Source organism: Eggerthella sp. 1_3_56FAA, from assembly GCF_000185625.1.
Classification (GTDB): domain Bacteria; phylum Actinomycetota; class Coriobacteriia; order Coriobacteriales; family Eggerthellaceae; genus Eggerthella; species Eggerthella lenta.
In genome coordinates this window covers 81,876-104,907 of the sequence record NZ_GL622579.1, presented here as the reverse complement: position 1 = coordinate 104,907, position 23,032 = coordinate 81,876, and the positions used below count along the sequence as shown (strand labels likewise).

The following is a 23,032-nucleotide window of genomic DNA, read 5'->3' as shown; positions in this document are numbered from 1 at the left end:
AAGCTCCTATTCGGAATCGGTTGCGGAAGCGACGGCCAGACAGCCGTCGAAGCTCGCGCGGTCCTGCACGCAGGCGCGCGTCGCGGTCTTGTCGATGCGTTTCACGAGGTTCGCCAGAACGCCGCCGAAGCCGACTTCGACGAACATGTCCGCCCCTGCGGCGGTCAACGCAGCCACGCTCGCATCGAAGCGCACGGGGCTCGTGAGGTGGCGCACGAGGTTCTCGCGCGCGTCGGCGGCGGACAGCGGCGCGGCAGTGACGTTGCAGACGAGCGGGATGCGCGCCTCCGAGAACTCGACGTTATCCAAGTAAGCTGCGAGCCCCGCCGCCGCATCGGCCATGAGCGGGCTATGGAACGCGCCCGAGGTGGCCAAACGCGACGAGCGCTTCCCCGCCTCGGCCCATGCCGCCTCGGCGCGCTCGACGGCCGCGGGCGCACCGGCGATGACGATCTGCCCCGGGCAGTTGAAGTTCGCGGGCACCAGCACCTCGCCCTCGGCGCACTGCTCGCAGAGCGCAGCCACGCCGTCCTCGTCGGCCTTCAGCAGCGCGCTCATGACGCCGGGGTGCGCCGCAGCGGCCTCGGCCATAAGCTCGGAGCGCGCTTTCACCAGCGCGAACGTCGCCTCGTCGCTCAGCATGCCCGACACGGCCAGCGCGCTCACCTGCCCCAGCGAGAAGCCCAGCACCGCCGCAGGCTGCACGCCGCGCGCCATGAGCGCGCGGGCGATGCCCACCGACAGCACGCACAGCGCCGGCTGGGCGTTGCGCGTGTCGTTGAGCTCGTCGGGATCGGCATTGAGCACGAGATCGGCCACGTCGTACCCCAGCACGTCGGACGCGCAGGAAAACGTTCCCTTCACCTCGGGAATATCGAGCAGGTCCGCGCCCATGCCGGGCTTCTGCGCCCCTTGCCCCGAGAACATGAAGACGGGCGCGCCCGCGAGGAGGGGCGGCAACGTCCAATCGCTCAAACAGTCCTCGCTTCGCTGCGGAACTCGCTTGGTGGACGCCGCCGCCCCTCCTCGCTCCACACCCACAGGCTTCCGAAGCCCTTTTTCCTCATCCATCAAAGCCCCCTAGATCGCGCGCCCGCGCCGGGCGCTCAGCGCAGCCAGTGCTTCCAAGTCGAGACCGCCCAGAGCCTCGGCCTCTTCGATCATCCGAGCGATAGCCTCGGCCGCCGTGGCGCGCTCGTGCACGAGCGCGGCCGACTGGCCTGCCATCATGGCGCCGTTGTCCACGTCGCCCTCCACGGCGCGGCGCAGGGAGCCCACGTACATAGCCTCCAGCTCGTCGCCGTTGGCGGCGACGTCGCCTTCGAGCTTGCGCACGGTACGGGCGAACTTGTTCTTGAGGCAGCGCACGGGATGCCCGCTGCCGCGGCCCGTGACGATGGTGTCGGCGTCCTTGGCGGCGATCACGCGCTCTTTGTACGCGTCGGAGATGGTGCACTCGTCCACCGTGAGGAAGCGGGTGCCTGCCTGCACGCCCTCGGCGCCCAGCGCGAAGGCGGCGGCCATGCCGCGCCCGTCGGCGATGCCGCCTGCGGCGATCACGGGGATGGACACGGCGTCGCATACTGCGGGGATGAGCGCCATCGTGGTCAGCTCGCCGATATGGCCGCCGGCCTCGGTGCCCTCGGCCACCACGGCATCGGCACCGAGGCGCTCCATGCGCGCGGCCAGCGCGCTGGAGGCCACCACGGGTACCACCTTGATGCCGGCGTCCTTCCACAGCTGCATGTAGTTCGCGGGAGAACCCGCGCCCGTCGTGATGACGTCAACACGCAGCTTCGCCAGAAGCTCGGCCGTCTGGGCGGCGTTCGGATCCATGAGCATGACGTTCGCGCCGATGGGCTTGTCGGTCATCGAGCGGGCGATACGCACCTGCTCCTCGACCCAGTCGAGCGGCGCGCCGCCGCATGCGATGATGCCGAGGCCGCCGGCCTCGCTCACCGCGCCGGCCAGGCTCGCATCCGCGATGCGCGCCATCGCGCCCTGCACGACGGGCGCCTCGATGCCCAGCAGTTCTGTTACCCGCGTCTTCATGCTCATGCTCTCTCTTCCTCGAACCCACGGCCCCGTTCGGGCCCCGTCATACAAGCGGGCCCCGTACGGGGCCCGATCAACGCGCGTTACAGCGAATCGATGTGCGCGACCAGCTGACCCACCGTCTCGATTCCCTCGGGCTCGCCGAACTCGACGTCGCACTTCTCCTCGAGGTCGCAGATGAGCTCGACCATGTCCAGCGAGTCGATGCCGAGCGACTCCAGCGTGGCCTCCTCGGTGATCTTCTCGGCCTCGAGATCGAGGTTCTCGACGAGGACTTCCTTCACGGTGTCGATGGTAGCCATGGTGCGTTCCTTTCGCTTCATGCAATTTAGTTTGATAGTCAAAGTATTTCTCCGGAAGTAATGGTATGGTGACGGGACTCCGATTGCAAGAGCCGCCATGCGCCCTCCACGATTTCTGCGCCCTTCCTCTTATTCCCACCGCCCCGTTCCAGGCGCACCCAAGACAGGCCCCTTCGACGCATCCAGCCGAATAGCCCAACCGCGAACAGGGCGTGAGCGGTCATGCAGTGCGACGAGCAATCGCTGCGTGTGCGAGGAGTGCTGCGTGACCGCTCACGCCCGCCCCGCAGGTCGCAAACTCCTTACGCCTGCGCGTCGAAGAAGCCCTTCACCTTCTTGAGCGCCCCGGCGAACACGCGCTCCTCCTCCTCGGTAAGATCGGCCAACGCCTCGTCGATCATCTGATGGTGGAACAGGTTGTGCGCGCGCAGCACCTGCCTGCCTTTCTTGGTGAGCGAGACCAGCACCTTGCGCCGATCGTCCTCGGCGCGCGTACGTTCCACGAAGCCCTTGTTCGCCAGTTTGTTCACCGCCGTGGTCAGCGTAGCCAAGGTCACGTTCAGGCGCGCGGCTATCACGTTCATCGGATTGCGCTCGTGCAGGCCGATAGCCACGATGGTGTGGACCTCGGTTATGGTGAGCCCGTGCGTCAGGCGGTTGTCCAGCGACTGCTCCTCGATGCGCAGGATGGAGTTGAACGTGCCGGACAGTAGGTCGTCGATTTCCTCGCGCCGTCTTTGAGAAGCGCTCGCCGTCTCGTTCGAACCGTCCACGATCCCCGCCTCCTCGTCCGTCGTTTCACATCGGCCGCATCATACCGTATGTAGTTAGATAGTCAAAGTTTCGACATCGTCGGGCGGTGCGGGGGTGGGCACGAAACGTCGCACGAACCGACCCTCGCTCTTGCTTTTGAGGTAGCGGTACCCGATGACCGAGAACGCAAGCGCTCCGACGAAGTTCACGAACAGGTCTCCCATGGTATCGCGCAGCCCGATGTCCAAATATCCGCCGACACCTAGCTCCTGCCCGTTGACCTCGACGGATTCGATACGGTCTATACGTTGCGGATGCTGCGAGCCCGACGGATCGAGCAGCGTGCTGGAGATGCCGGTCACCACCGTGTCCTTCTGCATGTCGAGTCCGAACATCTCGTCCATGCCGAACTCGAAGAACTCCCACAGCACGCCGATGGTCATGGAAAAGCAGAACGCCACCACCACGCAGAAGAACGGCGACAGAGAGAACGCGATGCGATCCGAGCGGTTAAGGATGGACACGAGGGCAAGGCCTATAGCGGCAGCCAGAAACCCGTTGAACGTATGCAGCAGCGCATCCCAGAACGGGAAGATGGTGTAGAAGTGGAGCAGCTCCCCCAGTATCTCGGCCGCGAAGATGAACAGCGCGATGACCACCTCGAGCGTCTCGGGGATGGAGATGCTGAAGTTCACCTCTATGAACGTGGGGACGAGAAACAGCACGAGCGTGAGCAGGCACAGGAAGAACGCCTCGTAGTTGTCGAAGGCGAGCGAGCCGACCGCGCATGCCAACACGATAAGGCGCAGCACCACGTATACCGCAAACGACCCTTTGTTCTTGCGCATCTCGCGACCCATGGCCGCGAAGACCTCGCGCACCCGTCCCATGCCGGCGCCCTATCGCTCGTCGCGGGCAGGACGAAAGTCCAAGCGCCGAGCACGCGGATCGGCAGAGACGAGCACGACGGCGAGCCGCTGCGCCAGGCGATACGACGCGCCCGTGTCCTGCCCGGTCAGACGATGCTGCACAGGATCGAGCGCGAAGTACTCCGAACCAAGGTTCTTGCACGGGATCAAACCTTCGGCCGTGTTGTCGAGGCGCACGTACGCGCCGTACGTCGCCACCCCCGACACCGTCGCCGAGAACGTCTGCCCCACGAACCGCTCGAGATACTCGATGAGCTTGACCTCCTGCGACTCGCGCGCAGCCTTCTCGGCTATGCGCTCCATGTCGGAGGAGTGCTCGGCGATCCATGGCAGCGCCGATTTTTCCTGGTCGAACTTCTCCGGGCGTCCGCCGATGAGGGCCTTGAGCATACGATGCACCACAAGGTCGGGATAGCGCCTGATGGGAGACGTGAAATGCGTGTAGGCCCCGCTGGCCAGGCCGTAGTGCGCAGCGCAGTCGGGACGGTACACCGCCCGCTTCATCGACCGCAGCAGGAGCGTCGACACGAGCTCGCCCTCGGGACGCTCCGCGCTCGCCTCCAGCACGCGCTGGACGACGTGCGCATCGCCCGCGATGAAGTCGGCTTGATCGATGTCGCGGAACCACGCGAAGTCCTGGAACACGGGCACGAGCGCCGCCAAGCTGTCGGCCGAAGGCTGCTCGTGGACGCGGTACAGGCTGGGGAACTTCGCATCGCGCAGGTGCTTGGCGACGGTCTCGTTCGCAAGGATCATGGCCTCTTCGATGAGCGAGGTCGCGTCGGTCTTGACGCGCAAGTCGATACCCGTCGGACTCCCCTCCTCATCGAGAACCACGCGCGCCTCGACCGAGTCGAAGTCGAGGCCGCCCGCCCTCTCGCGGGAGGCGAACCGCTGCTTCGCCAGGCGCGACAGCGCGGCGAGGCGGTCGGAAAGCCCGTCGCCCGGCGCGCAAGCGCCGTCGCGCCGCACGAGATCCTTCGACTCCGCGCCTTCGGCGCTCCGCTCAGGATGACAACGGTCCAGCAGCGCCTGCGCTTCCTCGTACGACAGGCGCGCATGCGAGCGGATGAGCGCCGGATACAGATCGTAGGCCACGAGCCGCGCCCGATCGTCGAGGTAGAGGTCGGCCGTCATCGTACGACGCACTTCGTCGGGCTTGAGCGAGCACAGATCGCCCGACAACTCGTCGGGCAGCATGGGAATCACACGGTCGACGAGGTACACGCTGGTCGCCCGCCTGCGCGCATCGAGGTCGAGCGAGGAATTCCACGGCACGTAGTGCGCCACGTCGGCGATATGCACGCCCAACCGCCAACGCGCCACCCCGAGCCCGCGCTCGTCCACCACGCGGATGCCGGTTCCAACCCCGCAGGTCGAAACGGGCTCCAGGCTGACCGCATCGTCGAAGTCCCTCGCATCGGCCGGATCGATGGTGAACGTGAAACGCTCCCTCAAGTCGCGGTACCCCGACGCCAACGCGCCGTCCTCGTCGAGCACCGCGCTTCGCGCCTCCGAAAGCGCCCCTTCGGAGAACACCGTCTCCAGCTTGTGACGGGCGATCACCACGTCTACGGCCGCGTGCTCGTCGTCGGCGAGCCCGAGCACCTCCTCGATAACGCCGGTGGCCGCCGTGTTGCGCGAAGGAAACGTCGTGATGCGCACGCGCACGAGCGATCCGTCTTCGATGTCGGGCCGGTCGGCACGCATGGTGAATATGTCATAGGGGATGTTCGCATCTTCGGGCACGACCACGCCGAAAGGTTCGGCCACCTCGTAGCGCCCCACGAGCGTGTCGTGCGCACGGTCGACGACCCGCAGCACGCGCGCCGCCGGCTTCTCTCCTGCGCGAAGATCTGCTTTGCGTTCATGTGGCTGCTTCTTGCGGCCGCTCTGCACGGGCAGCGGCGCCACTTCCACGAGATCGCCGTCGAACGCACCCGCCATCTTGGATTCCGGAACGAAGAACTCGCCCTCCGCCGTCTGCACGAAGCCGAAGCCGCCTCCGCGCACGCTCAGCACGCCCCGCGGGTTGCTACGGGGATGCCGGCGCGTATGGGAACGCGTCCGCCCCACGGCTAGCCCTTCACGAGGGACTGGGCGGTTTCGAGCGCGAGAGCCTTCTGGTTATCCTCGCCCTCCGCCAAACCCACCATCACGTCGGGGGTGACGCCCACGCCTTCGATGTCGTGTCCGAGCGGGCTCTTGTAGAACGCGGCGGTGTAGCGCAGCGCTCCGCCGAAACTCAAATCGCGCGTCACCTGCACCGAGCCCTTGCCCAACGTCGTGGATCCCACGAGCGTGGCGCGCTGGTTGTCCTTGAGCGACGCGGCCAGCACCTCGGCGGAAGCGGAGGTCTTGCCGTTCACGAGCAAGACCAGCGGCTTCTCCGTCACGTAGGGGCGCGAGGTGGTCTTGGACGTCTCCTCGGCCTTCGTCTGGATCTTCACAATGGTGCCGCTCTTCACGAACAGGCTGGCGATATCCACCGACTGCGTGAGGAAACCGCCGGGGTTGTCGCGGATATCGAGCACGAACGATGTGGCGCCTTGCGACTCGAGGTCGGCGACCGCGTTCTTCACGAGGTCTGCCGCGTTCTGCGTGATCTGCTTGAGCTTGATGTAGCCCACCGTGTCGGAAAGCTCGGTCTCCACGTTCTTCACCGCGTAGTTCGAGCACACGAGCGTCGTAGTGAACTCCTCGCCGCCCTCGTCGTCGAGCGAGCTGGCGCGCCGCCACGTGATGACGACGTTCTCGCCCTCCTCGCGCTTGAGCGCGGAGGTCACCTCGTTCGTGGTCCACTCGTGTCCGCGGTCGCCGTCGATGGCCACCACGAAATCGCCGCTGCGCACGTCGGCCATCTGGGCGGCCGAACCCTCGAACACGTCGGCCGCGTAAGCGCGCCCTTTGTATTCGGAGAACAGCACGCCGATGCCCGCCGACTGCTCGGCGCTGTCCTGCATGAGCGCGGCGTAGCGCGCAGGATCGTAATAGCGCAGATACGCGTCTTCCGTCGTGTCCGAAAGCGCGTTCAGCACGTTGGTCGTGGCCATGTTCAAATCGTAGGAGTCCAAGCTGTCGTTGTCGATGATGCCCTCGACCTCCTCCACGCGCGCCCCGAGGGAGTCATAGGTGTCGCCCGACGTGGTGGATCCCGGATTGCGGTCGACGTCCACCACAAGCGACGTGAAGCCGAGCGACTCGAGAAGAGAAGCGTCGCCTCGCGCAGTAAAGCCCGCGACGAAAGCGACGCTCACGACGATGACGACGATGCAGGCCTTGATAAGGCGCATGTTGCGCGCCCGCGCTCGACGGGCGGACGCCGCAACATGCGAAGTGTCAGTATGCTTGGCCATGGCCGTTCAACCGGTTACACCTTGAGGTAGCGGCGCATGGCGAACGCCGAACCCAGCAGGCCGATGAGCAGGCCCGCGCCCACCAGCACGGCGTAGATGAACAGGAAGGTGTTCAGGCTCAGGTCGAAGTTGAGGAACATGAGCGCGCTCTGCAGCTTCGGCAGCGCGAGCGTGCGCAGAAGCTCAAGGCAGCCCACCGCCAAAAGCGAGCCGATGATGGCGTGCAGCGCGCCTTCCATGAGGAAGGGCCCGCGGATGAAGCCGTTCGACGCGCCCACGAGGCGCATGATGGCGATTTCCTTGCGGCGCGCCAGAATGGCCAGGCGGATGGTGTTGTTGATGAACACCATGGCGATGAAGATGAGCAGAGCCACCAGCGCGATGCCGATGTAGCGCACGTAGTTCGTGAGCGTGAACAGGCGGTCGACCGTCTGCTGGCCGTACTTGAGCGACTGCTCGGGCGTGTCGTACCCGATGATCTGCTGGTAGGTGGAGTTGCCGCGGATCGCATCGGCCACCTGCTCGACCAGCTGCGGGTCGGACAGCTCGACGTCGATCGAGCGCGGCAGCGGGTTCTGCCCGTCCAGCGTGTCGATGATGTCGGACGTCGTGGAGGAGCGGAACTTCTCGAGCGCCTGCTCCTTGTTCGTGAAGCCCACCGATGCCACGCCGTCGAGCCCCTCGATGAAGTTCTCGACCGACTGGATATCGGCATCGGAGGCATCGTCGGACACGTAGGCCGTGATGGACACCTCGCTCTCCACCGACGAGACGAGCTTCTCGACGACGAAGCCGCCGACGAGGAACACGCCGATGATCAGCAGCGACAGGAAGATGGTCACGATGGATCCCAGCGCCGTCGACAGGTTGCGCGTGAAGCCCTTGAGGGACTCCTTGATAAAGTAGAAGAAACTAGACATCGAAACCGTACACCCCCCGATCCTGGTCGCGGGTGAGGTGTCCGCGGTCGAGCGCGATGACGCGTCGGCGCATGTTGTCCACCATCTCGCGGTCGTGCGTCGCCACGAGCACCGTGGTGCCCGTGCGGTTGATGCGCTCGAGCAGATCCATGATGCCGCGCGACGTCTGCGGGTCGAGGTTGCCGGTAGGCTCGTCGCACACCAGAAGCGGCGGGCGGTTCACGATGGCGCGCGCGATGGACACGCGCTGCTGTTCGCCGCCGGACAGCTGGTCGGGGCGCTTGTTGAGCTTGTCCTGCAGACCGACGAGGCGCAGCACCTCGGGTACCTGCGTCTTGATGACGTGGCGGCTCTTGCCGATTACCTCGAGCGCGAACGCGACGTTCTCGAACACGGTCTTGTTCGGCAGCAGCTTGAAGTCCTGGAACACGCAGCCGATGTTGCGGCGCAGGTAGGGCACGCGCCAGTTGCGCATGGTGGTCAGGTCCTCGTCCGCGACGTAGATGTGGCCCTGCGAGGGCTTCACCTCTCGGATGAGCATGCGGATGAACGTGGACTTGCCGGAGCCGGAATGGCCCACGAGGAAGATGAACTCGCCCGCGTAGATCTGCAGGGATATATCGTTAAGCGCCGGCTTGTTCGGCTGAGCCGGGTACACCTTCGTCACATGGTCGAACGTGATGACCGGCGTGCCTGTTTGCTGGGGAATGTCATCGACTTCCAGCACCGGCAGCGACGCAGAAAGCTGCGACGTGGTCTGCCGCGCGGGCGCCGCGTGGGCGCCGCCGCGTCGTGCGGGACGCGCGGGAACCCCTTGGCTTATGTCGTTCGTCACAGAGTGCTCCGTTCGAATAGTAGGGTACTGAGACGGGTTGATTCTAGCAGAAGCACTATCGGGCCATGACCTTCTTCACAGCTTCGACAATCGCCCTGGAACCCAGGTCGAAGTAGTCGAGCAGCTCCTCGAATTCGCCCGATTTGCCGAACTGGTCGCGCATGCCCACGAACTCGACCGGAGCCGGATTCGAGCGCGCGAGCGTCTCGGCCACGGCCGACCCGAGGCCGCCGTACACGCTGTGCTCCTCGGCGACCACGGCGCGCCCCGTCTTCCCCACCGACGCGAGAACGGTGTCCTCGTCGAGGGGCTTCACGCTGAACGCGTCGATGACCTCGACCTCGACGCCCTCGGCGGCCAGCATCTGGGCAGCCTTCAGCGCCTGCTCCACCTCGACGCCGCAGGCGACGATGGTGGCGTCCGAGCCTTCGCGCAGCACGTAGGCGCGCCCGAGCTCCAGCTCCACCCCGTCGGCATAGACGGCCGGCACCGATGCGCGGCCCATGCGCACGTACACAGGGCCTGGCGTTTCAGCAGCCAGTCGGATGGCCGCGCGAGCCGCGGCGTAGTCCGCCGGCACGAGCACGCGCATGTTCGGAAGCCCGCGCATGAGCGAAACGTCCTCGAGCATCTGATGGCTGCCGCCGTCGGGGCCGACGGAGATGCCGGCGTGCGTGGGGGCGATCTTCACGTCGAGGTTGCTGTAGCACACGGTGTTGCGGATCTGGTCGTAGGCGCGACCCGTTCCGAACACGGCGAACGAGCCGGTGTAGGCGATATGGCCGGTGGCCGCGAGGCCGGCGGCCACATCCACCATGTTCTGCTCGGCGATGCCGCAGTTGAACAGACGGTCGGCGAAGCCCGCGTCGGCCAGCTTCTTCGTGGTGGTGGAGCCCGTCAGATCGGCGTCCACGGCCACCACAGGCAAACCCTCGTTCGCCAGCTCGGCCAACGTGGCGCCGTATGCGGCGCGCGTGGCACGTTTGACCTGGGACTGCTCTTCGTTCGCCAGCTTAACCACGGCTGGACTCCTCTCCGCTCGGCGCCGCCAGCTCGGCCAGCGCGGTCTCCATCTGCTCGGCGTTCGGCGCCTTGCCGTGCCAACCCGCCTGGTTCTCCATGAACGACACGCCCTTGCCCTTCACCGTGCGCGCGATCAGCGCATGGGGCTTGCCCGCGCGATCGGCCTTCGCCGCAGCGAGCGCCTCCACGAGCGCGGCCATGTCGTGGCCGTCCACTTCGCGCGCATCCCAGCCGAAGGCCTGGAACTTCGCTGCGAGATCGCCCGGATCGCACACATCGGCCGTGTCGCCGTCGATCTGCAGGCAGTTGCGGTCCACGACGGCCACCAGGTTGTCGAGGTTGCGATGCGCCGCGAACATGGCAGCCTCCCATACCTGCCCTTCCTGGCATTCGCCGTCGCCGAGCAAGGCGAACACGCTCTGCGGCTTGCCGTCCAGCTTGAGACCGGCCGCGGCGCCCGCCGCGACGGACAGGCCCTGGCCGAGCGAGCCCGTGGACACCTCGACGCCCGGCACGAGGTTCGAGTCGGGATGGCCCTGCAGTCGCGTGCCCAGCTTGCGCAGCGTGAGCAGCTCCTCGCGGGGGAAGTAGCCCGCCTGGGCGAGCACGGCGTACAAAGCCGGAGCCGCATGGCCCTTCGCCAGGATGAAGCGGTCGCGCTCTTCCCAATCGGGTCGCTCGGGATCATGATCGAGCACTCCGCCGAAGTACAGCGCCGCAAGGATGTCGGCGCACGACAGCGACCCGCCGGGATGCCCGCTGCCCGCCTCCGCGATCATGCGCACGATGTCGGAGCGCATCTCGTTCGCCCGCCGTTCAAGTTCGGTCATGCCTGTTCCTTTCTAGAACTCAACAATGTAAACAACAGGTTGGCTGTGGTGGTGCAGGTTGCCTTGAAGGTTCCGCGCGGCTGAGCTAAGCGGCCTGATGGGCCGTGTGCGAAGCCGCGCGGGTTCTGAAAGGCAAGATGCGCCGCCACAGCCGGCCGTCATCCAGCAACCGTCATTGAGATACTCGCCAACGGTGGTAGCCTATTACGAACTCATCCAACTCCCCATCCAGCACGGCGTCGACGTTGCCGGTCTCGATGCCGCTGCGCACGTCCTTCACCATCTGGTAGGGGTACAGCACGTAGTTGCGGATCTGGCTGCCGAAGGTGTTGTCCATGCGGTCGCCGCGCAGCTCGGCCAGCTCCTCTTGGCGCTTCTGCTCCTCGCGCTCGTAGAGCTTCGCCTTGAGCACGCGGAACGCCGCTTCCTTGTTCTGCAGCTGGGACTTCTCGTTCTGGCACGTCACCACGATGTTCGTGGGGATGTGCGTAAGGCGCACGGCCGAGTCGGTGGTGTTGACGCACTGGCCGCCGGGGCCGCTGGAGCGGTACACGTCCACGCGCACGTCGGCGGGGTTGAGATCCACCTCGATGTCGTCGGGCAGCACCGGCAGCACCTCCACGCCCGCGAACGTGGTGTGACGGCGCTTCTTGTCGTCGGTGGGGCTGATGCGCACGAGGCGGTGCACGCCGCTCTCGCTTTTCAGCATGCCGAAGGCGTTGCGTCCTTCGATCTGGATGGTGGCCTTGTCCAGCCCGATGCCCTCGCCCGGGACCACGTCGAGCACGGTGACCTTCCAGTCCTTCTTCTCGGCGTAGCGCACGTACATGCGGTAGAGCATGTCGGTCCAGTCCTGGGCCTCGAGGCCGCCGGAGCCGGGGTTCACCGTCAGGATGGCGTCGCCGCCGTCGAAGCGCTCCGAGAACCACGAGCTGATCTCGAGCGCGTCCAGCAGCTCGTCGAGCTTGTCGAGAGCCGCGGAGGCCTCCTCGGCGAACAGCTCGTCCTCCGATGCCAAGTCGAACGCGGCGCGCGCATCGTCCAACAACGCTGCGGCCTCGTCGTACTCTGCGATGGTGTCGCGCAGCACGCTGGCCTGCTTCGACACGCTCTGGGCATGCGAGGCGTCGTCCCAGAAGCCGGGCTGCGCGATCTCCTCGTCGAGCTTCGCCAGCTCCGCCGCGCGCTCGTCGATGTGCAGGTAGCCGTGCGCCGCCTCGACGCGCTGGGCTACCTTCTCCAAGTCTTTTTCGTCTCTATCAGCCATGATTCCTTATTGATCTCGTCCGTGACACTTCTTGTACTTGAGGCCCGAGCCGCAGGGGCACGGCTCGTTGCGCCCGACGTTGGCGAAGGGATCGTCCTTGTCCTTCGTGTACGTCTGGGGCTTCGCCGCCGCGGACTTGGGCGGAGCCGCGGCCGCCTGCTTGCGCGCGGCGCCCACGCCCGTCTGCTCGAGAGCCTGCTCGGGAGACGAGTAGCTCACCTTTCCGTCGAGCGGGCTCTTGTCCTCCGCCAACGCCGGCTGCTCCTGCTTCACAGCCACCTGGAGCCGCAACAGCGTGCGCAGATAATCCTCGTACATGCCCGCAGTCAGGTTCTGGAACGCGTTGTACGCCTCGTTCTTGTACTCCACCAGCGGGTCGCGCTGGCCGAACGCGCGCAGGCCGATACCGGCCTTGAGATAGTCCATCTCCTGGAGGTGCGCCATCCAGCGCGTGTCGATCATGCGCAGCATGACCTGGCCCTCCAGCATCTTCATCACCGGCTCGCCCAGCTGCTCGGACTTGCTCGCGAACACGTCCTCCAAGTACGCTTCCAACGCTTCGGACAGCACGGCGGGGTCGTCGTCGTGGTCGACCTCGGCCACGCTGAAGTCGTCGCGACCCGTCATGTTGGCGGCCCACAGCTCCACGGCCTTGGCATCCCAGTCGTCGCTGGGCACCTTGGCCGGGCAGTTCTCCGCGACGACGGCTTCCACCGCGTCGCCGATGATCTCGGGGATGCGCTCGTCCATGTCTTTGCCGTCGAGGATGGCGTTGCGCTCACTGTAGATGGCCACGCGCTGCAGGTTCATGACGTCGTCGTACTCGAGGACGTTCTTACGGGCGGCGAAGTGCATGCTCTCCACCTGGCGCTGGGCGCCTTCGATGGCCTTCGACACCATGCCGGCCTGGATGGGCATGTCCTCGGGCATGTCGGTCTTCTCCATCATGCGGGCGATGGAGTCCATGCGGTTGCCGCCGAACAGGCGCATGAGGTCGTCTTCGAGCGACAGGTAGAACTGCGTCACGCCGGGGTCGCCCTGACGGCCGGCACGGCCGCGCAGCTGATTGTCGATACGGCGCGACTCGTGGCGCTCGGTGCCGATGACGGTGAGGCCGCCGGCCGCGATGACCTGGTCGTGCTCCTCGGCGCACACGCGCTTCGCCTCGGCCAGCGCGTCCGCGCGCTGCTCGTCGGTGGGAAGGGCCGGGTTCGGCTCGCCGTCCTCGGTCAAAGGTTCGGCGTCCGGATCGAGCCCGCGCTCGCGCAGCACGTCGTCGGCCAGCACGTCGGGGTTGCCGCCCAACAGGATGTCGGTGCCTCGGCCGGCCATGTTCGTGGCGATGGTCACGGCGCCCACGCGGCCCGCCTGCGCGATGATGTGTGCCTCGCGCTCGTGGTTCTTCGCGTTCAAGGTCTCGTGCTTGATGCCGCGCTTGTCCAGCAGGCGCGACAACTTCTCGGAGCTCTCGATGGACACGGTGCCGATGAGGCAGGGCTGGCCCGCCTTGTTGCGCTCGGCCACGTCGTCGGCCACGGCGTTGAACTTCGCCTCCACCGTGCGGTAGATGAGGTCGTCCTCGTCCTTTCGGGCGACTGGGCGGTTCGGCGGGATGGCCACGACCGGCAGCTTGTAGATCTCGCGGAACTCGGCGTCCTCGGTCATGGCCGTGCCGGTCATGCCGGAGAGCTTCTCGTACAGGCGGAAGTAGTTCTGCAGCGTGATGGTGGCCAGCGTCTGGTTCTCCTCGCGCACGAGCACGCGCTCTTTCGCCTCGAGCGCCTGGTGCAGGCCCTCGGAGTAGCGGCGGCCTTCCATGATGCGGCCGGTGAACTCGTCGACGATCTTCACCTCGCCGTTCACCACGACGTAGTCCACGTCGCGGTGGAACAGGAACTGGGCCTTGAGCGCCTGCTGCAAGTGGTTCGGCAGCTGGCCGGACGGGTCGGCGTAGATGTCGTCGATGCCGAGCATGGCCTCGATCTTCTCCAGGCCGCTCTCGGTGGCGTTGATGGTCTTCTTCGCCTCGTCCATGTCGAAGTCGGCCTCGGGCACGAGGCCGACCATGACGCGCGCGAACTTATTGTACGTCTCGGCCGCCTGCGTGCCCGCTCCCGAGATGATGAGCGGCGTGCGGGCTTCGTCGATGAGGATGGAGTCCACCTCGTCGACGATGGCGAAGTGGTGGCCGCGCTGCACGCGGGCCTCTGCGCGCGTCACCATGTTGTCGCGCAGGTAGTCGAAGCCGAACTCGCTGTTCGTGCCGTAAGTGACATCCGCCTTGTAGGCGGGTATCTTCTTGTCGGGGCGCATGCCGTTCTGGATGAGGCCCACCTCCATGCCGAGGAAGCGGTACACCTGCCCCATCCACTCGCTGTCGCGACGGGCCAGGTAGTCGTTGACGGTGACCACGTGCACGTTGTTGCCGGGCAGGGCGTTCAGGTAGCCGGCCAGCGTGGAGACGAGCGTCTTGCCCTCGCCGGTCTTCATCTCGGCGATCTGGCCGTCGTTCAAAGCCATGCCGCCGATGAGCTGCACGTCGAAGTGACGCAGCCCCAGCGTGCGCACCGAGGCCTCGCGCACGGCGGCGAACGCTTCGGGCAGAAGGCTCTTGAGATCCTCTCCGTTCTGGGCGCGTTCGCGGAACGCGGCGGTGAGCGCGCGAAGCTCCTGGTCAGAGCGCGCCTGCATCTCGGATTCGAGGCCGTTGATCTTGGCCGCGGTGGCTTCGTAGTGCTTGAGCTGCTTGCCCTCGCCAAGCGTCAGGAGCTTGGAAAGAAATCCTGCCATGTATGCGCCATCCTTTTCGTGGCTTGCAGCGCGGCGATGCGCGCCTGTTCACTTGAATACAGCACTTGCTACTCTAGCATATCGCGCCTGACCTCAAAGGAAATTCACAGGGCACGCAAGGCGCGGCGCGAGGCGCAGCGGCGGATCGGGAACGCAAGCGCCGCCGATCCGCCGCGCATGCCGCAGCCCGCCGGCTCAAGCGCTGCGGCGCGCCTCCTCGTCGAGACGTTCGGCGAGCCACATCTTGATCACGGCCTGCCGCCCGATGCCCACGCGCTTCGCTTCCTTGTCGAGCGCCTCCACCATCCAGATGGGCATGTCGACGTTGACGCGCTTCGTCTCGGTTCTCCCCTCGACCACCACCGCGGAATCGAAATCGAAGAACCCGGTCACGTCGCAGCCTTCGTCGAACAGCTCTTCGAGATTCTCAGAGGTTATCTTTTCGTTGCTCATAGCGAATCCTCTCTTGTTCCGTCGCTCGCCTTACCGAGATGATTCGAATGCGGTCGCCCCTATCGGTCGCGATCGCCGTCCAATGGACTCCGCGCAGGACGCCGACCACCGCATATCGTCGCTCTCCTCTTTTCCGCGCAGGAGCCTTGATGTAGATGCCCTCCCAAAGCTGCTGCGCCTCATCGAAGTCGATACCGTGCTTCTGAAGGTTCGCCACGCTCTTCTTCGGATCGCATTCGAACGTCAGTATTGAACCTAAAGATATAGTAATTATATCCATAATATACCTTTTTCGCAATCTATGCTCGTTATTCCGTTCCCCGTCCGTCACTCGAAATCGGTTTCGGTTTCGATGATGCTGCGATAGAGGCGCATCGTTTCGAGGGAGGGGTCGATACCCAGCTCGTCGGTGAGGAAGCGGCGGCAGGCAAAGTAGGTCTCGAGAGCGGCCGTACGCTGCCCCGCGGCCAGCTGGGCCTGCATGAGGCAGATGTAGGCGTCTTCGCGCGAGCGGTCGCGCTGGAGCGCCGCACGGGCGAACCAGAGTCCCTCCTGGGCCTCGCCTGCAGCGACGAGGCGCGTCGAGGCGGCCACCAGCGCGTCCACGAGGCGGTTGCGGTAGTCCACGCGCAGCGACGCGAGGGCGTCGTTGCCGTTCTCGCTGGGCAGAAGATCGTCCGAGAAGCGATCGTTGACCTGCGAGTACACCTGCGCCCAGCCGCCGTATCCGGGCCGCTCGAACAGCAGCGTGCGGCACACGTCCTCGAGCTGCGCCACATCGCTCGTCAGCAGGCTCGCGTCAAGTCTCAACCCCTGCTGCTGGCGAATGAGATAGGGGCACTCGCCCGACGGCAGCGTCAGCGCGCGGCGCAGCATCGCCCAAATGCCGTAGAAGTTCTTGCGCCCGTGCATGATCTCGCTGTCGGGCCACAGAAGACCCACCAGCTTGTCGCGCGAGAACTCGCGGCCGTTGTGCAGCACGAGCAGGGCGAGCAGCGTCTTGACCTTCTGGCGGCTGAACAGCGACGGATCCACCCGCTCATCCCCCATCAGCACGTCGAGGCCCCCGAACAGGTTGACGGTGAGCGCGGGCACGGAGGACGGCAGCTTCGGCAGGCGAGTCGCGCGACCCTCTTCACGGTATGCGTCGGGATGGGTGGCGACGAATACGCGCTCGCGTTCCAATCGCTCCAGCTCCAGCCGCTCGCACGCGTTGCGCTGGGAGAACAGGCGCATCTCTATGCGCCTGACGGCGAGGGCCGCCTGCGCGTCGAGCGCGGGAACGGCGATCGCCCCGCGCTCGCAGGCCCGCTCGTAGGCGATGCCGGCCAAAGCGTCGCCGAGCCCGAGCGTGCCGCGGCTCGCCTGGGACACCTCCTTGCGCACGAAGGCGCCCAAACGGTCGAGCTCGATCGATCGGGCCTCGCCGGCTCCCGACGCCGCAGCTTGACGCAGCACTTCGGCGGCCGACTGCTTGAGGAAGCTCCCGCGCGCGCCGTCGTCGTGCCAATCGAGCCATACCCGAGCAGCCTCGGGGCAGCCCGCTTTCCGCAGCTGCGCATGCACGCATCCCGCAGCGAGCCATCCCCGATCTTCCGGCGCCTTCGCGCAGACGGCCTCACGGGGCGCTTCGGCCGCATCCGCGATGCCCGCGGCCGCGAGCAGCGACACGACGAGCTTGTCGGCGCGCCGCCGCTCGTCCGCTTCCGCGCATTGCGCGAGCACCAACGCGCCCGTCATCCGCACGGAGGACGGCGCGTTCCTGTCGCGCACCGCCTTGCGCGCGGCAACGCAGGCCGCTTGTCGATCCCCCAGAAGCGCGCGGCGAACCGCCTCGTGGGCGCTGAGCAGAGCGCCCTTCCCCGCCGTCTCGCCCGATAAGGAGCGGTGCACCTCGCAGGCCGGCACGAGGCAAGCGGCTTCGAGCAACGCCGCCCCGTGTTTCGCGAGCCAGGACGCTCGCGGGGCGCGCGACGCCAGCAAACGTACGAAATCGCAGGCCCGTTCGTGCTCGCCGCGCATCGCGAGCGCATCGCCCAAGCGCACGACGAGCGTGCTCGCATCGGAGAACAACGACCGATCGGCCAACGCGCCCAGCTTACGCGCAAACGCGCCGGCGAGGGCTTCGACCTCGAACGGCGCGGCCTCGAACCGGCCGCTGCGGGAGTCGATGCCGAGATAGGGGTACTGCTCGGCGAGCAGCGCGTCCTGATCGGGGCCGAACGGGCCGAACGCCGCCACGTCCTCGAACGTCCCCTTCCCCAGCGACGCCATCACGAACAGCGGCAGCAGCAGGTCGGCCGGAAGCTCCTCGCCAAGCACGGCGGACAAGAACCCCGCGCGCTCCTCGTCCGACCCCCATACGAACGTGGCGACGCGGCACGCGGGCGCAATCGTCGATGCGGGATCGCTCGAGCGCTCCCCCGGTGTGCGGAGCAGGTCCACTTCCTCATCGGTGAGCAGCAGATCGACGGCCGTGAGCTTGATGCGGTCGCGATGACGCGCGAAGGCGTCGCGCGATGGCATGCAGGCCACCATCACCTCGCAATCGCGGTCGAGCAGCAGATCGAGCTCGTCGGATAACAGCTCGGCGCGCTCAGGATCGAGCAGCGGCACATCGTCTATGACGACGAGGAACGGCTGCGGGTCGCCCTCCAAAAGCGTGCGCGCTATGACGCCGCGATCGAGATCGCGCAAGAAGCACGGGCTGCGGCCGTCGAGCCAGACCACATGCTCGAACGAGAACACCGTATCGGCGTATTCCATCGCAAGACCCGTCTTGCCGAAGCCGTCGGGCGCGACGATGAACCGCGCGACGTGCCGCTCGCGCAAAAGCTTAGCGATGAGGTTGGGGCGAGGTATCTGGCGCCGCGGGACGAGATGCAGCGGACGACGGCCTCGGCACGACGCCTTCTTGAGGAATTCCGGCATATGATCCACTCCCTTCTTCGAGGGGAGTGCGTAGCGAGAGAGGAATCGACCTTACTACCGAAACCAGCTTCGCGCAAGCCGACATCGGTTCGACTCCGCTGCGATCCGCGGTGTACAATAAGCGAATCGATCCGCCCCGTCGCTAGGGAGAACGCCATGCTGCAACCCGCAACGCTCGCCGATTTGCCCGCATTCCTCTGCGCGCACGCCGAGGACGCCCGCGCGGGCACCGGCTGCACCGTCTTCATAGCTCCTGACGGGGCCACCTGCGGCGTCGACGTGCGCGGCGGCGGTCCTGCCACGCGAGAGACCGATCTGCTCAAGCCCGAGAACATGATCCAGGCCGTGCACGGCGTGGTCCTGTCGGGCGGCAGCGCCTTCGGGCTGGCCGCCGCGACCGGCGTCATGGACGAGCTGGCCGCACGCGGCATCGGCTTTCCCGTGGAGAGCGCCCGCGTGCCCATCGTCGTGGGAGCCTGCCTGTTCGATCTGCTGGTCGGGCAGAACGCCCATCCCGATGCCGCCATGGGGCGCGCTGCTGCGAGGGCGGCGTTCGAGCGCGAGGCGGCGGAACCGCTGGCCGAAGGCAACGTGGGCGCCGGATGCGGCGCATCGGTGGGCAAGCTCCTCGGCGGCGAGCGCGCCATGAAAGCCGGGCTCGGAATCTGCGGATTGCGCCTGGGCGAGCTCACGGCGTGCGCCGTCGTGGCGGTGAACGCGCTCGGCAACGTGCGCAGCGCGGACGGTGCCTGGATCGCCGGCTGCCGCGACGGAGAAGGGCGCGTCATGGATCCCCTCGAGGCGTTCGGCGTCCTCGCGCAGCAGGCGGCCGCGCATGCGGAGCAGGAAGCCGACCCCGCCGCAGGTCCGTGCGCCAACACCACCATCGGCGTCGTGCTGACGAACGCGCGTCTGACGAAGGCGCAGGCGACGAAGGCTTCTTCGACCGTCCACGACGCCTACGCGCGCGCCATCAAGCCCGTGCACACTTCCGGCGACGGCGACACCGTGTTCACGTTCGCATCCGGCGAGGTGGAAGCCGACTACGATACGTTCGCCATCCTTGCCACCGAGGCCATGCAGGGAGCCGTCGTGCGTGCGGTCGAGCAGGCCGAGGGCGCCTACGGGTTGCCCGCCGCCCGCGACCTCGTCTCCTGTTAGGAAGAGGGCGACATGAAAGGGGCTCAGCTTGCCAACCGAACGCTGTTCGTCGCTTCGGTGATCGTGACCGGCGCCATCGCCGGCGCGTTCGTGTGGCTGCTCTTGTTCGCCATGAACCTGGGCATCACGTTCATCTGGGACCGGCTGCCCGCGCATTTCGGCCCGTACTTCCCCTTGGCCGCCTGCCTGGTGGGCGGCCTGGTCATCGGGCTGTTCGCCAAGAAGTTCGGATCGTATCCCGAAGACTTGAACCAGGTGATGGCGAAGGTGAAGCGCGACGGCCGCTACGACTACGACAAGCTGGGCGTCATGTCCGTTTCCGCGCTGCTGCCCCTGTTCTTCGGCGGGTCGGTAGGCCCCGAGGCGGGCCTCACCGGGGCGGTCGCGGGCATCTGCACGTGGGTGGGCGATCGCATGAAGCGCTTCGGCTCGGACTTCCAGCAGCTCACGTCGGTCGGCACCATGGCGGCGCTGTCGGCCATCTTCACCGCGCCCCTCTTCGGGTTCGCCGCGCCGCTGTACGACGACGGCGACGAGGCGAAGGGCGCGCAGGCAGCCATCACGCTGCCGAAGTCGTCGAAGATCGTCGTGTACCTGTGCGCCATCGCTGGTGCGCTGGCGGCTTTCCTCGGACTGGGCGCGCTGTTCGGCGGCGGGCTGTCGCTGCCTCGTTTCACCGACATCCACGTGGGAGCGACCGAGCTTCTGTGGCTCGTGCCGCTCGCGCTGGTGGGCGCGGCAGGCGGTTGGCTGTTCTGTGCGTTCGACGGCCTGTTCGAGCGCCTGTCCGAACGCATGGGAGAGCGTCCCGTGGCAAAGGCGCTCATCGCCGGGCTCGTGCTGGCGCTCATGGGCATCGCCTTGCCGTTCACGATGTTCGCCGGCGAGACGCAGGCCGAGCAGCTGGGAGAGGTCTGGGGCACCATGACGGCGTTCGCGCTTTTGGCCACGGGCTTCGGCAAGGTGCTCGTCACGCCTTTGTGCATCCGCTTCGGCTGGCGCGGCGGCCACTTCTTCCCCGTCATCTTCGCCGGCATCTCCATCGGCTACGGCATGGCCATGCTCACCGGCGCCGACCCCGTGTTCTGCCTGTGCGCAAGCACGGCCGCGCTCGTGGGAGGCGTCATGCGCCAGCCGCTCATGACCGTGCTGCTGCTGTTCCTCTGCTTCCCCGTGAAGGGCATCGTCGTCATGCTGGCCGCCGCGGCCCTCGGCGCCGCCGTCCCGCTGCCGAAAGCCTTGCGCGCCGAGCAAGCGGAAGGTTGACGAAACAAAAAAACGCCGCCGCGGAAGGCGGCGGCGCAGGACGCATCAAAGCGGCGATGCGCGAAAGCTACTCCTTGCCCAGCATCTTGGCGATGCGGTCGGAGTACTCGATGTCGGTAAGGCCCGCTTCGGCGGCGAGGTCGATGACGGGCGCGTCGTTCCACAGCGCCTCGAGGCGATAGTACTCGCGCGTCTCGGGCTGGAACACGTGCACGACGAAGCTGCCGTAGTCCAGAAGCGACCACGTGCCGTCCTGCGTGCCCTCGCGATGCAGGGGCTTCATCTGCGCCTTCGTGCGCACCGCATCCTCGATCTCGTCGATGATGGCCTCCACCTGACGGTTGTTGGAGGCCGTGGCGATGACGAAGTAGTCCGTCACGCCGATGAGGTCGCGCACCTCCTGCACCATGATGTCGGTGGCCTTCTTCTCGTCGGCCGCGCAGGCCGCGATGAGGGCGCATTCCCTCGAAGTCTTCTCGGTCGTCGTTGTGCTCACGCTGTTCCTTTCTCGGCCTTCGCGTCGCGCGATCGGGCCACGTAATGGTTCCACACCTCGACGGTTGCCGGGTGCAGGCGTCGCCGGCGCTCCACGAGCGTCAGCAGGATATGGTTGAACGTCATCATGAAGAGCTCTTCGAGCGGCACCGCGCCGATGGCGGCGCGCAGCTCGTCGAGGCCGTCGAAGTCGCGGCTGGGCTCGATGGCGTCGGCGATGTATATGATCATGTCCAGATCGCTCATGCCCACCGCCGCGGCCGTGTGCCGAGCGATGGCCTGGACCACGTCGGCGGACAGGTCGGGGTACGCGCGCACGAGCTCGGCCGCGGCCGTGGGGCCGTGCAGCAGACGCGGCATCGTGTCCAGCACGTACGGGTCCACGTCCACGCCCAGCGCGCGAGCGCGCTCGCGGATCTCGTCGTCGCCGTACTCCTTGTCCCAATCGTGCAGCAGGCCGGCCAAGCGCGCCTTGCGCACGTCGACGCCGTACGTCTCGGCCAACGACGCGGCCGTCTTCGACACGCCTCGCGCATGCTCGAACCGCTTGGGCTTCAACCGTTTCTTCAGATCGCGCTCGCGCGCATCGAAGAACGCATCCGAAAGCACGTCCTCGCTCATCGCACGCCTCCTTCGTGATGGGGATCGGCTCGGTACAGGCCTCGCTCTTGAATATAGTCGAGCACGCCCTGCATCGTCAAATAACGGATCGACTTCCCCGCCGCTACGCGTCGGCGCAGGTCGCTGGACGAGATGGCCAGCGCCGTCACCTCGAGGTAGTCGATGGCGAAGTTGCCGTGCTCGGCGATGAACGCCCGCCGCTCCTCCGACAGCGCGTAGCCGGGGCGCGTGACCGCGATGAGGCGGGCGAGGTCGGCGATGGCCGCGCTCTCGCGCCACTGCACGATATGGTACACGGCATCGGCGCCCGTAATGAAGCGCAGCTCCACGTTATCGGGGTAATGCGCGCGCAGCTGGCGTAGCGTGTCCACGGTGTAGGTGTCGCCGCCGCGCTCGATCTCGATGGCGCTCACGTCGAACGCCGGGTTGCTGCGCGTGGCGATGCGGCACATCTCCAGACGCTCGGCAGCCGGCGTGACGGGGCGGTCCTTCTTGAACACGGGGTTGCCGGCGGGCACGAACACCACGCCGTCGAGGTCGTAGGCCTCGCGCGCTTGCTCGGCGCACGCGAGGTGCCCGATATGGATGGGGTCGAACGTGCCGCCCATGATGCCGAGGCGCGCGCGTCCGCCGTCCCGTCCCAGGTCGTCGAAATGATCGCAGATGCGTCCCACTACGCGCGCACCTGCCCGGATCCGCGCAGCACGTACTTGTACGAGGTGAGCGCATCGAGCGCGAACGGGCCGCGCGCATGCAGCTTCTGCGTCGAGATGCCGATCTCGGCGCCCAGACCGAACTCGGCTCCGTCGGTGAACGCCGTCGACGCGTTCGCGTACACGGCGGCCGCGTCGACGCGCGCGAGGAACGCCTCGACAGCGGCCTCGTCCTCGGCGACGATCGCCTCGGAATGCTTGGTGCCGTAGCGGTTCACGTGGCCGATGGCCTCGTCGACGCCGCCGACCACGCGCACGGCCAGGTCGGCCGCAAGGTACTCGGTCTCCCAGTCGGCTTCCCCGGCGGGCACCGTGGGCGTGCCGCCGGCCGC

General features: G+C 66.6%; 21 protein-coding genes and 1 pseudogene. 2 read left to right on the top strand and 20 right to left on the bottom strand.

Annotated elements, in window-relative coordinates:
• Nucleotides 1-6: 6 nt before the first annotated feature.
• From HMPREF1023_RS00430 to HMPREF1023_RS00355, 16 genes are all read right to left on the bottom strand, one after another.
• Nucleotides 7-1,071 (bottom strand): ACP S-malonyltransferase, encoded by a 1,065-nt coding sequence (locus HMPREF1023_RS00430; protein WP_009304147.1) that lies wholly within the window; start codon nt 1,069-1,071, stop codon nt 7-9.
• 9 nt (nt 1,072-1,080) lie between these two features.
• On the bottom strand, nt 1,081-2,058 hold the full coding sequence (locus HMPREF1023_RS00425; protein ID WP_009304146.1) for a nitronate monooxygenase: 978 nt from the start codon (nt 2,056-2,058) through the stop codon (nt 1,081-1,083).
• Between the two features lie 80 nt (nt 2,059-2,138).
• Nucleotides 2,139-2,357, bottom strand: coding sequence for an acyl carrier protein (locus HMPREF1023_RS00420; RefSeq protein ID WP_009304145.1), 219 nt, complete (start codon nt 2,355-2,357; stop codon nt 2,139-2,141).
• Between the two features lie 302 nt (nt 2,358-2,659).
• Complete coding sequence (locus HMPREF1023_RS00415; RefSeq protein ID WP_009304144.1) at nt 2,660-3,130, bottom strand: MarR family winged helix-turn-helix transcriptional regulator; 471 nt, start codon at nt 3,128-3,130, stop codon at nt 2,660-2,662.
• Nucleotides 3,131-3,184: 54 nt separating this feature from the next.
• Nucleotides 3,185-4,000: a hypothetical protein gene (locus HMPREF1023_RS00410; protein WP_009304143.1), complete on the bottom strand. Its 816-nt coding sequence runs from the start codon at nt 3,998-4,000 to the stop codon at nt 3,185-3,187.
• Nucleotides 4,001-4,009: 9 nt separating this feature from the next.
• Nucleotides 4,010-6,115, bottom strand: a complete 2,106-nt coding sequence (locus tag HMPREF1023_RS00405) for a ribonuclease R family protein (RefSeq protein WP_009304142.1) — start codon at nt 6,113-6,115, stop codon at nt 4,010-4,012.
• Nucleotides 6,116-6,117: 2 nt separating this feature from the next.
• Nucleotides 6,118-7,395, bottom strand: coding sequence for a S41 family peptidase (locus HMPREF1023_RS00400; RefSeq protein ID WP_009304141.1), 1,278 nt, complete (start codon nt 7,393-7,395; stop codon nt 6,118-6,120).
• 14 nt (nt 7,396-7,409) lie between these two features.
• Nucleotides 7,410-8,315 (bottom strand): permease-like cell division protein FtsX, encoded by a 906-nt coding sequence (ftsX, locus tag HMPREF1023_RS00395; protein WP_009304140.1) that lies wholly within the window; start codon nt 8,313-8,315, stop codon nt 7,410-7,412.
• Nucleotides 8,308-8,997, bottom strand: coding sequence for a cell division ATP-binding protein FtsE (gene ftsE, locus HMPREF1023_RS00390; RefSeq protein ID WP_197054159.1), 690 nt, complete (start codon nt 8,995-8,997; stop codon nt 8,308-8,310). Before ftsE ends, ftsX begins: the two co-directional genes overlap by 8 nt.
• Before the next feature lie 208 nt (nt 8,998-9,205).
• Complete coding sequence (locus tag HMPREF1023_RS00385; protein WP_009304138.1) at nt 9,206-10,171, bottom strand: transketolase family protein; 966 nt, start codon at nt 10,169-10,171, stop codon at nt 9,206-9,208.
• Entirely contained in the window at nt 10,164-11,003 is an 840-nt protein-coding gene (locus HMPREF1023_RS00380; RefSeq protein ID WP_009304137.1) for a transketolase, read from the bottom strand. Before HMPREF1023_RS00380 ends, HMPREF1023_RS00385 begins: the two co-directional genes overlap by 8 nt.
• Nucleotides 11,004-11,175: 172 nt before the next feature.
• The gene (gene prfB, locus HMPREF1023_RS00375; protein WP_009304136.1) at nt 11,176-12,270 is read right to left on the bottom strand and encodes a peptide chain release factor 2; all 1,095 of its coding nucleotides are present in this window, start codon (nt 12,268-12,270) and stop codon (nt 11,176-11,178) included.
• Nucleotides 12,271-12,276: 6 nt separating this feature from the next.
• Nucleotides 12,277-15,060: a preprotein translocase subunit SecA gene (secA, locus tag HMPREF1023_RS00370; RefSeq protein ID WP_009304135.1), complete on the bottom strand. Its 2,784-nt coding sequence runs from the start codon at nt 15,058-15,060 to the stop codon at nt 12,277-12,279.
• A 195-nt stretch (nt 15,061-15,255) separates the two neighbouring features.
• Nucleotides 15,256-15,513 (bottom strand): type II toxin-antitoxin system BrnA family antitoxin, encoded by a 258-nt coding sequence (gene brnA / locus HMPREF1023_RS00365; RefSeq protein ID WP_009304134.1) that lies wholly within the window; start codon nt 15,511-15,513, stop codon nt 15,256-15,258.
• Nucleotides 15,488-15,793: a BrnT family toxin gene (locus HMPREF1023_RS00360; RefSeq protein ID WP_009304133.1), complete on the bottom strand. Its 306-nt coding sequence runs from the start codon at nt 15,791-15,793 to the stop codon at nt 15,488-15,490. Before HMPREF1023_RS00360 ends, brnA begins: the two co-directional genes overlap by 26 nt.
• Before the next feature lie 47 nt (nt 15,794-15,840).
• Nucleotides 15,841-18,444: a BTAD domain-containing putative transcriptional regulator gene (locus HMPREF1023_RS00355; RefSeq protein ID WP_009304132.1), complete on the bottom strand. Its 2,604-nt coding sequence runs from the start codon at nt 18,442-18,444 to the stop codon at nt 15,841-15,843.
• A 156-nt stretch (nt 18,445-18,600) separates the two neighbouring features.
• On the opposite strand from HMPREF1023_RS00355, the gene HMPREF1023_RS00350 reads away from it, so the two are divergent.
• Nucleotides 18,601-19,605 (top strand): P1 family peptidase, encoded by a 1,005-nt coding sequence (locus HMPREF1023_RS00350; RefSeq protein WP_009304131.1) that lies wholly within the window; start codon nt 18,601-18,603, stop codon nt 19,603-19,605.
• A gap of 12 nt (nt 19,606-19,617) precedes the next feature.
• On the top strand, nt 19,618-20,871 hold the full coding sequence (locus tag HMPREF1023_RS00345; protein WP_009304130.1) for a chloride channel protein: 1,254 nt from the start codon (nt 19,618-19,620) through the stop codon (nt 20,869-20,871).
• A gap of 67 nt (nt 20,872-20,938) precedes the next feature.
• Here the strand turns inward: HMPREF1023_RS00345 and rsfS are convergent, their stop codons facing one another.
• The 4 genes and pseudogenes from rsfS to proA form a co-directional block, all read right to left on the bottom strand.
• Nucleotides 20,939-21,367, bottom strand: coding sequence for a ribosome silencing factor (rsfS, locus tag HMPREF1023_RS00340; protein ID WP_009304129.1), 429 nt, complete (start codon nt 21,365-21,367; stop codon nt 20,939-20,941).
• A complete protein-coding gene (yqeK, locus tag HMPREF1023_RS00335) occupies nt 21,364-21,987 on the bottom strand; it encodes a bis(5'-nucleosyl)-tetraphosphatase (symmetrical) YqeK (protein WP_009304128.1) in 624 nt (207 codons plus the stop codon). The genes rsfS and yqeK overlap by 4 nt, the downstream gene beginning before the upstream one ends.
• Nucleotides 21,984-22,661: a nicotinate-nucleotide adenylyltransferase gene (gene nadD / locus HMPREF1023_RS00330; RefSeq protein ID WP_009304127.1), complete on the bottom strand. Its 678-nt coding sequence runs from the start codon at nt 22,659-22,661 to the stop codon at nt 21,984-21,986. The genes yqeK and nadD overlap by 4 nt, the downstream gene beginning before the upstream one ends.
• Nucleotides 22,661-23,032 (bottom strand): annotated as a pseudogene (gene proA / locus HMPREF1023_RS00325) (gamma-glutamyl-phosphate reductase); the annotation flags it as partial. The pseudogene proA and the gene nadD, both read right to left, overlap by 1 nt.

Bases quoted from the DNA above. Each gene is read 5' to 3' on its own strand.
- HMPREF1023_RS00430 (WP_009304147.1), bottom strand. From the start codon at position 1,071: ATGGATGAGGAAAAAGGGCTTCGGAAGCCTGTGGGTGTGGAGCGAGGA.
- HMPREF1023_RS00425 (WP_009304146.1), bottom strand. From the start codon at position 2,058: ATGAGCATGAAGACGCGGGTAACAGAACTGCTGGGCATCGAGGCGCCC.
- HMPREF1023_RS00420 (WP_009304145.1), bottom strand. From the start codon at position 2,357: ATGGCTACCATCGACACCGTGAAGGAAGTCCTCGTCGAGAACCTCGAT.
- HMPREF1023_RS00410 (WP_009304143.1), bottom strand. From the start codon at position 4,000: ATGGGACGGGTGCGCGAGGTCTTCGCGGCCATGGGTCGCGAGATGCGC.
- HMPREF1023_RS00400 (WP_009304141.1), bottom strand. From the start codon at position 7,395: ATGGCCAAGCATACTGACACTTCGCATGTTGCGGCGTCCGCCCGTCGA.
- ftsX (WP_009304140.1), bottom strand. From the start codon at position 8,315: ATGTCTAGTTTCTTCTACTTTATCAAGGAGTCCCTCAAGGGCTTCACG.
- HMPREF1023_RS00380 (WP_009304137.1), bottom strand. From the start codon at position 11,003: ATGACCGAACTTGAACGGCGGGCGAACGAGATGCGCTCCGACATCGTG.
- prfB (WP_009304136.1), bottom strand. From the start codon at position 12,270: ATGGCTGATAGAGACGAAAAAGACTTGGAGAAGGTAGCCCAGCGCGTC.
- secA (WP_009304135.1), bottom strand. From the start codon at position 15,060: ATGGCAGGATTTCTTTCCAAGCTCCTGACGCTTGGCGAGGGCAAGCAG.
- brnA (WP_009304134.1), bottom strand. From the start codon at position 15,513: ATGAGCAACGAAAAGATAACCTCTGAGAATCTCGAAGAGCTGTTCGAC.
- HMPREF1023_RS00360 (WP_009304133.1), bottom strand. From the start codon at position 15,793: ATGGATATAATTACTATATCTTTAGGTTCAATACTGACGTTCGAATGC.
- HMPREF1023_RS00355 (WP_009304132.1), bottom strand. From the start codon at position 18,444: ATGCCGGAATTCCTCAAGAAGGCGTCGTGCCGAGGCCGTCGTCCGCTG.
- HMPREF1023_RS00350 (WP_009304131.1), top strand. From the start codon at position 18,601: ATGCTGCAACCCGCAACGCTCGCCGATTTGCCCGCATTCCTCTGCGCG.
- HMPREF1023_RS00345 (WP_009304130.1), top strand. From the start codon at position 19,618: ATGAAAGGGGCTCAGCTTGCCAACCGAACGCTGTTCGTCGCTTCGGTG.
- yqeK (WP_009304128.1), bottom strand. From the start codon at position 21,987: ATGAGCGAGGACGTGCTTTCGGATGCGTTCTTCGATGCGCGCGAGCGC.